Annotated in this window: 7 protein-coding genes and 2 pseudogenes; 4 read left to right on the plus strand and 5 right to left on the minus strand. The window is 69.5% G+C overall.

Going from position 1 to position 7,572, the window contains the following annotated elements:
• Positions 1–30 precede the first annotated feature (30 nt).
• From cueR to AC1D2H_RS25845, 3 genes are all read right to left on the minus strand, one after another.
• Positions 31–438: a Cu(I)-responsive transcriptional regulator gene (gene cueR, locus AC1D2H_RS25835; RefSeq protein WP_477936587.1), complete on the minus strand. Its 408-nt coding sequence runs from the start codon at positions 436–438 to the stop codon at positions 31–33.
• Complete coding sequence (locus AC1D2H_RS25840; RefSeq protein ID WP_478012880.1) at positions 435–2,600, minus strand: heavy metal translocating P-type ATPase; 2,166 nt, start codon at positions 2,598–2,600, stop codon at positions 435–437. Before AC1D2H_RS25840 ends, cueR begins: the two co-directional genes overlap by 4 nt.
• Before the next feature lie 100 nt (positions 2,601–2,700).
• Complete coding sequence (locus AC1D2H_RS25845) at positions 2,701–3,594, minus strand: MBL fold metallo-hydrolase (RefSeq protein WP_478012881.1); 894 nt, start codon at positions 3,592–3,594, stop codon at positions 2,701–2,703.
• Positions 3,595–3,693: 99 nt separating this feature from the next.
• Between AC1D2H_RS25845 and AC1D2H_RS25850 the strand changes: the two are divergent.
• Positions 3,694–3,825: pseudogene (locus AC1D2H_RS25850) on the plus strand (LysR family transcriptional regulator); the annotation flags it as partial.
• 55 nt (positions 3,826–3,880) lie between these two features.
• On the opposite strand, the gene AC1D2H_RS25855 reads toward AC1D2H_RS25850, so the two are convergent.
• Positions 3,881–4,753 carry a LysR family transcriptional regulator gene (locus tag AC1D2H_RS25855; protein ID WP_478012882.1) on the minus strand — a complete coding sequence of 291 codons (873 nt, stop codon included), beginning with the start codon at positions 4,751–4,753 and terminating at the stop codon, positions 3,881–3,883.
• Between the two features lie 92 nt (positions 4,754–4,845).
• Here AC1D2H_RS25855 and AC1D2H_RS25860 point away from each other — a divergent pair, with 92 nt between their 5' ends.
• The gene (locus AC1D2H_RS25860; RefSeq protein ID WP_478012883.1) at positions 4,846–5,256 is read left to right on the plus strand and encodes a DoxX family protein; all 411 of its coding nucleotides are present in this window, start codon (positions 4,846–4,848) and stop codon (positions 5,254–5,256) included.
• On the plus strand, positions 5,253–5,918 hold the full coding sequence (locus AC1D2H_RS25865; RefSeq protein WP_478012884.1) for a glutathione S-transferase family protein: 666 nt from the start codon (positions 5,253–5,255) through the stop codon (positions 5,916–5,918). Before AC1D2H_RS25860 ends, AC1D2H_RS25865 begins: the two co-directional genes overlap by 4 nt.
• On the opposite strand, the gene AC1D2H_RS25870 is transcribed toward AC1D2H_RS25865, so the two are convergent.
• Positions 5,915–6,760 (minus strand): SDR family NAD(P)-dependent oxidoreductase, encoded by an 846-nt coding sequence (locus AC1D2H_RS25870; RefSeq protein ID WP_478012885.1) that lies wholly within the window; start codon positions 6,758–6,760, stop codon positions 5,915–5,917. The genes AC1D2H_RS25865 and AC1D2H_RS25870 overlap by 4 nt on opposite strands.
• 717 nt (positions 6,761–7,477) lie before the next feature.
• Between AC1D2H_RS25870 and AC1D2H_RS25875 the strand changes: the two are divergent.
• Positions 7,478–7,572, plus strand: a pseudogene (locus tag AC1D2H_RS25875) (tyrosine-type recombinase/integrase); the annotation flags it as partial.

Raw genomic sequence — 7,572 nt, forward strand, 5'->3', positions numbered from 1 at the left:
CAACGATAGCGCGGATGTGTCAGCGCTTTGTTACCGCGAGCCGTCTTCCAGCCCGCCTTCCAGCGTGTCGAGGATGGGGCAGTCGGGGCGCTCGTCGCCGTGGCAGCTGCGCACCAGCTGCTGCAGCGTCGACTTCATCGCCTGCAGCTCGGCGAGCTTGGCTTCCACCTCGTCCAGATGCTGCTGGGCTAGCGCGCGCACCTCACGGCTGGGGCGTTCGCGGTCCTGCCAGAGGCCGAGCAGCGCGCGGATCTGTGCCAGCGAGAAGCCCAGGTCGCGCGAGTGGCGGATGAAGCGCAGCAGGTGCACCTCGCGCTCGCCGTAGACGCGGTAGCTCGCCTCGCTGCGTGCCGGCGGCGGCACGAGGCCGATGCTCTCGTAGTGCCGGATCATCTTGGCCGACACGCCGCTGGCGCGCGCTGCGTCGCCGATGTTCATCGCGCGGCCGCCGTGGCGCGGCCGCGCCAGCGCTTCAGGGTCAGTGCATTGGCGACGACGCTGACGCTGCTGAAGGCCATGGCCGCGCCGGCGATGACCGGGTTCAGCAGGCCCAGCGCCGCGAGCGGGATGCCGACGACGTTGTAGGCAAACGCCCAGAACAGTCCCTGGCGGATCTTGGCGGAGGTGCGGCGCGAGATGTCCAGCGCATCGGCCACCAGGCGGGGGTCGCCGCGCATCAGCGTGACGCCGGCGGCCTCGGTCGCCACATCGGCGCCACCGGCCATCGCGAAGCCCACCGATGCAGCGGCGAGCGCGGGGCCGTCGTTGAGACCATCACCGACGAAGGCGACGACGTCACCCCCGTCGCGCAGGGCCTGGACGGCGGCGGCCTTGTCGCCGGGCAGCACCTCGGCGTGGACCTCGGTGATGCCGAGCTGGCGCGCGACGCCGGCCGCCGCGCCGCGGCTGTCGCCGGTCAGCATGACGGTGCGGATGCCGCGCGAGTGCAGCTCGGCGATGGCCGCCGCAGCGGTGTCTTTCACGCGATCACCAAAGGCCAGCAGACCCAGCAGACGGTCGCCTTCGACCAGCCAGGAGACGGTGTGGCCCTGGGCTTCCAGCTGCTGCGCCTCGGTGGAGGCCTTGACACCCAGCTCCTGCGCGAGACGTGCGCTGCCAAGCGCAAGCCGGCGCCCCTGCACGAGGCCCTCGACACCGCGACCCGGCAGGGCGCGTGCCTGCTCGATGGGCAGGGCAACCAGCCCTTTCGCCTCAGCCAACACAGCCAGGGCCAGCGGGTGGCTGCTTGAGCGCTGCAGCGCGGCGGCGAATTGCAGCAGCGCTTCGCGGCTGACACCTTCGGCCGGCAGGGCGGCGGTCAAGGTCGGCCGGCCGACCGTCAAGGTGCCCGTCTTGTCGAAGGCGACGACGGTCACCGCGTGGGCCAGCTCCAGCGCCTCGGCGTCCTTGATGAGGATGCCCTGGCGCGCGGCGACACCGGTGCCGGCCATCAGCGTCGTCGGCGTGGCCAGACCCAGGGCGCAGGGGCAGGCGATGACGAGGACGGCGACCGCGTTGACGAGGGCCTGTTCGGCGTCGCCCGCCTGCAGCCACCAGCCGACGAAGGTCAGCGCTGCAATCACCAGCACGATGGGCACGAACACGGCGCTGACGCGGTCGACGATGCGCTGGATGGGCGCCTTGGCGGCCTGGGCCGACTCGACCATGCGGATGATGCGGGCCAGCGCCGTCTCGGCGCCGATGGCCGTCGTGCGCACCGACAGCGCGCCTTCGGCATTGATGGCGCCGCCGGTCACCCGCTGGCCTTCTGACTTGGCGACGGGCAGGCTTTCGCCGGTGATCAGCGATTCGTCGACATGGCTGCGGCCCGAGACGATCTCGCCGTCCACCGGGATGCGGTCGCCCGGTCGCACGGCGACGAGGTCACCCACGCGCACCTCGGCCACCGGCACTTCCACTTCAGCCTCGCCACGCAACACGCGCGCCGTCGCCGGCCGCAGGGCGTTGAGGGCGCGGATGGCGTCGGTCGTCTGGCGCTTGGCGCGCTGCTCGAGGAATTTGCCGAGCAGCACCAGCGTGATGACGGCCGCCGAGGCCTCGAAGTAGAGGTGGGTATGGCCGGGATGGCGTGCCAGCAGATAGACCGACAGGCCATAGGCCGCCGAGGTGCCCAGCGCCACCAGCAGGTCCATATTGCCGCTGCCGGCGCGCAAGGCGCCCCAGCCGGCGCGGTAGAAGCGGGCGCCGAGGATGAACTGCACGGGCGTGGCCAGCAGCAGTTGCAGCCAGCCGGGCAGCATCACGCCGAGCAGCATGGGCAGCAGCAGCGGCAGGCTCAGCGCCGCGCCCACGGCGACCGGCCACCAGGCGGGCAGGGCGCTGCGGGCTTGCTGCACCGGCGGCGCGGCGGCCTCGACGGCCGTGGCCGGATAGCCCGCCTTGCCCAGGGCCGCCGTCAGCAAGGCGATCGGCACATTCGGCAGGGCCTTGATGCTGGCCTTCTCGGTGGCCAGGTTGACGCTGGCCTGTTGCACGCCGGGGACGGCCTGCAGGGCCTTTTCGACGCGGCGCACGCAGGACGCGCAGCTCATGCCGCTGACTTGCAGCGTCACGTCGTTGAGAGCGGAGGAGGGGGTCATGGTGGGCATTCCGGTGAGGATGTGTTGCCATCCTCAGCCTTCCCATCGTGGGAAGGTCAACAGTGTCCGCCGAAAGCCCCCACCTCGCGGCGGGCGGGGCTTACCAGGGCATCTCGCCCTTGTTGACCTTGGCGCCGATGTCCAGCGCGATGCCGAGGCCCGCCTGCGGGTAGGCCTGCCGCATCGTTGCGATCAGCGCGCTGGCGTTGGCCGCCTTGGGCAGCTCGGTCTCGAAGCGCTGCAGATAGGCCTGCGTGTAGCGGATGGCGCCTTCGTCCAGCGCCGTGCCGGCGGCCATGTGGCCGGGCACGACGACGGCGGGCTTGAGCGCCAGCATCTCGTCCAGCTGGGCCGCCCAAGCGGCGCGCTCGGCGGGTTTTTGCGTATCGGCTGTCCACACATGCAGGCCGCCGAAGACGGCGATGTTGCCGACGATGGCGCGGCTGGACGGGATCCACAAATAGGGGCGATGGGCCAGCGCGCCGGTCGTGCCGCGCAGTTCGATGGTCTCGCCGTCGACCGTCAGCGTGTTGCCCGTCAGCGCCACCGGCAGCACCGGCTGGCGCGGCGCATTGGCGCCCATCTTGGGGCCCCAGAAACTGAGCTTGGCGGCCAGCTTGGCCTGGATCTTGTCGCGCACGGCGGGCGTGGTCAGCACCTGCGCGTCGGGGAAGAGGCTCTTCAGGACTTCGACGCCGAAATAGAAGTCCGGGTCGGCCTGGCTGATGAAGATGGCCTTCAGTGCCTTGCCGCTGTCCAGCACATTGGCGGCCACGCGCAGCGCGTCGGCTCGGGTGAAACCGCTGTCGATGACGACGGCCTCGGTCTTGCCGCTGACGACGACGGCATTGACGTGGAAGCTGCCGGCATCGGCGTTGTAGACCTTGAGGGTCAGCGGCGCGGCGGGCGCCTGGGCCGTGGCGGCGCCGGTGGCGACGGCAGCCAGTGTCGGCAGCAGCAGGCGGGCGAAGCGGCGGGCTTGGAAGAAGGACATGGCGTTTCCGGTGTTGGTGTGGACCGGGTCCACTGTATTTATCGCGATTTGATCGATAAAGTTCACTTCAATCGAATATTCATTGCATTAATCGAATGAATGGCCCGACTGACTGCCACCCGCGTCTTCCTGACCGTCGTCGAGCAGGGCAGTCGCTATCTCGCGGCGATGGAAGGTTGGTTGGGCGCGCGGCTGCTGCACCGCACGACGCGGCGCCTGAGCCTGACCGAGGTGGATTTCCTGGCCGAGCGCTTTGGCGGTGGGGGCGCGCCACCCTGGGATCGCATCAGCTGAGCTGGAGCGTCGCCGTCAGATGGCTCCAGACCGCCTGCACCCGCTGCAGGTGGCGGGTCTCCGGATGGGTCAGCAGCCAGAGGTCGGTCTCGGCCTCGTCCAACGGCTCTGTCAAGCGCCGCAGCTCGCGCCGCGGTTCGGCGAGGAAGAGGGGCAGCACGCCCACGCCCAGGCCCGACGCCACCAGCTCGGCCACGCTCTGCACACTGCCCGTGCGAAAGGCCGGTTGCAGCGTCGGGAAGTGCTTCTGCCGCCAGCGTACCGAGGGGTGCTCCGGCAGGCCGTCGTCGGGCGCGACCCAGGCCGCGTCGCCGGCCTCGACCTGGTCCCAGTGCTTGATGGCGCTTGATCGCGCCGCGTAGAGGGCGACGCGGATGGGGCCGACGCGGCGGCCGATGAGGTGTGAGGGCGGCTTGCTCGTCGCTCGCAGCGCGATGTCGGCATCGCGCCGCGTCAGGCTGGCCAGCTCGTTGCCGGTGTGCAGCTCGAACTGCAGCCGCGGCTGGGCCTCGTGCAGGGCGGCGAGGGCGGGTGCCAGCAGGCCGTGCAGCAGCGTGTCCGTCGTCGTGATGCGCACCGTGCCGGCGGCCTGGCCGGGCTGGGCCTGGGCGGCGGCGCGGGCGGCTTCGAGGGCCGCTTCCACCTGCTCGGCTTGGGCCGCCAGCGCGCGCGCCAGCTCCATGGCCTTGTAGCCGCGCCGGCCGCGCTCGAACAGCGCCTGGCCCAGGCCGCGCTCCAGCCGCTGCAGCATGCGGAACACCGTGGACGCGTTGACGGCTAGTCGCTCGCCCGCCGCCGCCAGCGTGCCCGCGCGGTGCAGGGCGAGGACGAGGGCGAGATCGGCGGGAGCGAGTTGGTATTGCATGGCTGCAATCTGAGTTGGCTGATTTGCGTATTTTCATGCGCCTGATGCCTATCTACATTGGCTGCATCGCAACACCCTTCTGGAGATCCCCCATGGCTCCCTCAACCTCACTCGGCCTGCTGCTGCTGCGCCTGTCCCTTGGCCTGATGTATCTCGCGCATGCGGGGCTCAAGCTCTTCGTCTTCACGCTGCCGGGCACGGCGCAGTTCTTTGCCAGTCAGGGCCTGCCAGGGGCGCTGGCCTATGTCGTGTTTGCAGCGGAGGCGGTCGGTGGCTTGTTGCTGCTGGCGGGCGTGTATCCGCGCCAGATCGCGCTGGCCCTGGTGCCCGTCCTGCTTGGCGCGGCCTGGGTGCATGCGCCCAATGGCTGGGTCTTCAATGCCCCGGGCGGCGGCTGGGAGTACCCGGTCTTCCTGGCCGCGATGTCCATCGTGCTGTGGCTGGCCGGTGATGGCGCCGCGGCCCTCAAGCGCAGCGCGCGCTTCACCTGGAGGGCCGCATGAACGCCGCTCTCACGCTGATCAGCCACGCCCTGTGCCCCTATGTCCAACGCGCGGCCATCGTGCTGAAGGAGAAGAACGTGGCCTTTGAACGCCTGGAGGTGGACCTGGCCCACAAGCCGGACTGGTTCCTGCGCCTGTCGCCGCTGGGCAAGACGCCGGTGCTGAGCGTGGGTGGCGAGACGCTGTTCGAGTCGGCCGTCATCTGCGAATACCTCGACGAGACGCAGCCGCCGCGCCTGCATCCGGACGAAGCGCTGGCGCGGGCGCGTGAGCGTGCCTGGATGGAATTCGGCTCGGCGGTGCTGAGCGGCATCGCCGTGCTCTACAGCGCGGGCGATGATGAAGCGCTGGACCGCGCCTATGCCGCGCTGCGTCTGCGCTTCGAGCAGCTGGAAAGCCAGTTGGTGGACGGCCCCTGGTTTGCCGGCCGCCGCTTCGGCCTGGTCGACGCGGTGTTCGGCCCGGTGTTCCGCTACTTCGACGTCATCCCGCCCGCAGGCCTGTTCGACGGTCTGCCGCGCGTGCAGGCCTGGCGCGAGGCGCTGGCCGGCCGGCCCTCGGTGCGCGAGGCCGTGTCGGCGGGCTATGTCGAGCGGCTGCGCGGCTTTCTGCTCGAACGCGGCGGCGCGCTGTCGCGGCGGATGGACGTGAGCCTGGTCTAGGGACTCAGGGCGCCCTTAGTGCCGCTGCCGGCCTCCGCGATGAGCCTCTCGAGCAGAGGCCAGTGAGCCACCGGCATCAAGCGCTCAAGCAGGCAGGCGAAGCGCGCGTCGCTGCCGACCAGCACACGCGCACTGTCCCGCTCGATGCCGCGGACCACCGCTTCCGCCGCGCGTTCGGGCGGCATGCGCAGCAGGCGGGCCATCTCCCGTTGGCGCTGCGCCAGCTCTACGGGATCCATGCCCTCGGGCACCCTGGCGTTGACGGCAATGGCGGTGGCCACGCCGCCGGGATGCACCACGGTCACACCGACATTGCTGCCGCGCAGTTCCTGGCGCAGCGCATTGGAAAAGCCGCGCACCGCGAACTTGCTCGCGCTGTAGGCCGCCTGGCCGGGTGGAGAAACCAGCCCGAAGAGGCTGGACACATTGACGATGCGGGCAGCCTGGCCACTGGACCTCAGCAGGGGCAGGAAGGCGCGCGTCATCCTCACGACGGCGCCGAAGTTGATGCTCATCAACCAGTCGAAATCCTCCTCGCTGACCTGCTCGAAGGTCCCGCCCACGGCAACCCCCGCGTTGTTGATCAGCAGGCTGACCTGGGGATGCGCCTGCAGCACCGCAGCGGGCAGCGAGCGGATGGCTTCGCCGTCGGTCAGGTCGAGCACATACTGGCTGACCCTCAGCGCCGATCTCGAAACATCCGCCGCCGTCGCCGCCAGGCCGGCGGCATCCCGGTCGATCAGTGCGAGATGGCAGCCTCGCGCCGCCAGCTGGTGCGCCATGGCCTTGCCGATACCACTGGCGGCGCCGGTCAGCACCGCGGTTTGTTGGTCGAGCTTCATCGGCAATGCCCCTTGTGCTGGCGCCAACGATAACCGCCGGGCAAGGCGGTCGCTCGCCGTGCGCCGCTCAGGCTCGCCGACGAGGCTGCTGCGGTTTTCGGACACCAGGTGAGTACCTGCTTCAGCTCATGCCGGTCAGCTGCTTCTGCAACGCCATCAGGCCGTCACGCACGCGTCGGTCAAGATCCGCCTGCAGCTGGTTGTGGCTCTATGGCCTTGCTCGTTGAACGGCTCCTGGCGACCCGTTGCGGTCGCCCGCTGTCGCTAACCTAACGACAGCAGTGGTGCAGACACCCGTCGTTGCGTCGGATGGCCGGGCGCGCGCGGCAGTTTTCACCGAGCTCGTGCGAATCATGGCTGGCATCATCTGGGCTGCGCGCAAGCCGTTTTCGCGCGACCAGAACTTGTAACAACGCGCCGCTTTTGTCGGAAATTTAATGACCGTTTCGCCCGTCAACTTTTCTAGAAAACGTCGATGAATCAAGTGCTTGCGATCAGCAACCCAGGATGTTCTAGGGCGCAGCCCTCCTGCCTAGGAGGCGTTTGCTGTCTCCCGAAAACACGTTGAACTAAACCGCTGACGCGGTGGTGTGCTGGCTGGGAAGCCAGCAGGTTGAACGGCGTACCTTGACCGATGCGGGCATGTGCCCGAGCGGATCAAGGAGAGCCGTCATGGCTGCCATCACCCCGACCCAGATCAGCCCGCTGCGCCAGCGCATGCTCGACGCACTGCAACTGCGCGGCATGGCGCCGCGCACCCAGGAGACCTACGTCGACGCCGTGTCTCGCCTGGCGCGGCACTACCACCGCAG

This window comes from Roseateles sp. P1_C1_2 (genome assembly GCF_056406535.1).